At 66.1% G+C, this 2,150-nt stretch carries 3 protein-coding genes; all 3 read left to right on the top strand.

The genetic code is table 11. The annotated features are described in order from the left end of the window. Positions 1 to 264, top strand: a 264-nt coding sequence (locus tag WCE35_RS16895) for a substrate-binding domain-containing protein (protein ID WP_424594473.1), incomplete at its 5' end; no start/stop codon positions are given. A 12-nt stretch (positions 265 to 276) separates the two neighbouring features. Next, positions 277 to 1,158, top strand: a complete 882-nt coding sequence (locus WCE35_RS16900; RefSeq protein ID WP_424594474.1) for a fumarylacetoacetate hydrolase family protein — start codon at positions 277 to 279, stop codon at positions 1,156 to 1,158. A gap of 16 nt (positions 1,159 to 1,174) precedes the next feature. Next, positions 1,175 to 2,150, top strand: a 976-nt coding sequence (locus WCE35_RS16905) for a thiamine pyrophosphate-binding protein (RefSeq protein WP_424594475.1), incomplete at its 3' end; no start/stop codon positions are given.

Below are 2,150 nucleotides of genomic sequence, written 5' to 3' on the forward strand. Positions count from 1 at the left end.
AAAGTTCAGGCCGCCCCTGCGCAGATCGCGCCGGCCGTCGCCAGTGGTGACGCCGAACTCGGCGTGTTTCTCACCAACGTGCTGATCGCGCCCGGCGTCGAACCGGCCGGCCCCTTCCCGGCCGAACTGCAGCAGGAACTGGTTTTCACCGCGGCCGTCGCCGCCGACGCCAGGGACGCGGGCGCGGCCAGGGCCTTCATCGATTATCTCAGAACGCCGGCGGCGGCTGCCGCGATCAAAGCCGCCGGCATGATTCCGGGCTGACCAGGACAGCTCATGGCCTCACACCGCATCGCATCCTATTCCATCGGCGGCGTCACCAGATATGGTGCCGTAACCGATGGCGGTATCGTCGATCTCTCCGCGCGCTTTGGAAAGGATTATCCGACGCTGCGCGAGGCGATCGCCGCCGGCGCGCTGATCAAACTGGCCGAGGATGCCGCACGGCATTCGCCGGACCACGCGCTCGATGCGATCAAATGGCAGCCGCCGGTTCCGGCGCCCGAAAAGATCATCTGCATCGGCGTCAACTATCCCGACCGCAACGCCGAATACAAGGACGGCCAGGACGCGCCGAAATATCCGAGCATGTTCATGCGCACGCCGCGCTCCTTTGTCGGACACGATGCGCCGCTGGTGCGCCCGCGCGCCTCAATGCAGCTCGATTACGAGGGCGAGCTGGTTGTCGTCATCGGCAAGGCCGGCCGGCACATCAAGGAGAGCGCGGCGCTGGAGCACATCGCAGCGGTGACGCTATGCAATGAAGGCACCATCCGCGACTGGGTGCGGCACGCGAAATTCAACGTGACCCAGGGCAAGAATTTTGATTCGACCGGCAGTCTCGGTCCGTGGCTCGTCCCTTACAGCAATGAATCGCAGATATCGGATATCCGCCTGACCACCCGCGTCAATGGCGAGACGCGGCAGGACGACCGCACCTCGCGGCTGATTTTCGGCTTCCGTTACCTGATCAACTACATCTCGACCTTCACCACGCTGGTAGCGGGCGACGTCATCGTCACGGGAACGCCGACCGGCGCCGGCGCACGGTTCGATCCGCCGCGCTACCTCAAGCCCGGCGACGTGATCGAGGTCGAAGCCGACGGCGTCGGGGTTCTTCGCAACGGCGTGGTCGACGAAGCCCCATCAATCGAGTGACCGAGCGGACAGTAAAATGACCTCAACTTCCGGCGGCGAAGCGATCGTCAACGGCCTCGTCGCCCATGGCGTCGACACCGTGTTCGGCCTGCCCGGCGCGCAAATTTACGGCCTGTTCGACGCGTTTCATCAGGCGCAGCTGAAGGTGATCGGCGCGCGCCACGAACAGGCCTGCGGCTACATGGCCTATGGCTATGCGCGATCGACCGGCAGGCCCGGCGTGTTCAGCGTGGTGCCCGGCCCCGGCGTGCTCAATGCCGGCGCGGCGCTGCTGACGGCGTTCGGGTCGAACGAGCCGGTGCTGTGCCTGACCGGCCAGGTGCCGACGCCATTTTTGGGCAAGGGCCGCGGCCATCTGCACGAGATGCCGGATCAGCTCGCGACGCTCCGCACCTTCGTGAAATGGGCCGACCGGATCGAATATCCCGACAATGCCCCTGCGATGGTCTCGCGCGCGTTCCAGGAAATGCTGTCGGGCCGCCGCGGGCCGGTTTCGCTGGAAATGCCGTGGGACGTGTTCACGCAGCGGGCGGCGGTCGGCGCCGCAAAAGTGTTCGATCCCTTCCCCGCACCGCGGCCCGATCCCGACCGGATCAAGTCCGCCGCGGCGCTGATCTCGGCTAGCCGGACGCCGATGATCTTTGTCGGCAGCGGCGCGATCGACGCCCGCGAGGAAATCCTCGAACTGGCCGAACTGATCGACGCGCCGGTGGTGGCGTTCCGCAGCGGCCGCGGCATCGTTTCCAACGCCCATGAGCTCGGCTTGACGATGGCCGCCGCTTACAAGCTCTGGCCCACCACCGACCTCATGATCGGGATCGGCACCCGCATGGAATTGCCGGCCTCGTCGTTCCGGTGGCCGTTTCAGCCGCCCGGCCTGAAATCGGTTCGCATCGATATCGATCCAGTGGAAATGCGCCGCTTGACGCCCGACGCCGCCGTCGTCGCCGATGCGAGAGCCGGCACGCGCGAGCTGCTCGCCGCGGTCAGGA

The organism is Bradyrhizobium sp. (assembly GCF_049691595.1).
In the GTDB taxonomy this organism is placed as follows: domain Bacteria; phylum Pseudomonadota; class Alphaproteobacteria; order Rhizobiales; family Xanthobacteraceae; genus Bradyrhizobium.

Coding starts and splice junctions, on each gene's coding strand:
- WCE35_RS16900 (WP_424594474.1), top strand. CDS start 277: ATGGCCTCACACCGCATCGCATCCTATTCCATCGGCGGCGTCACCAGA.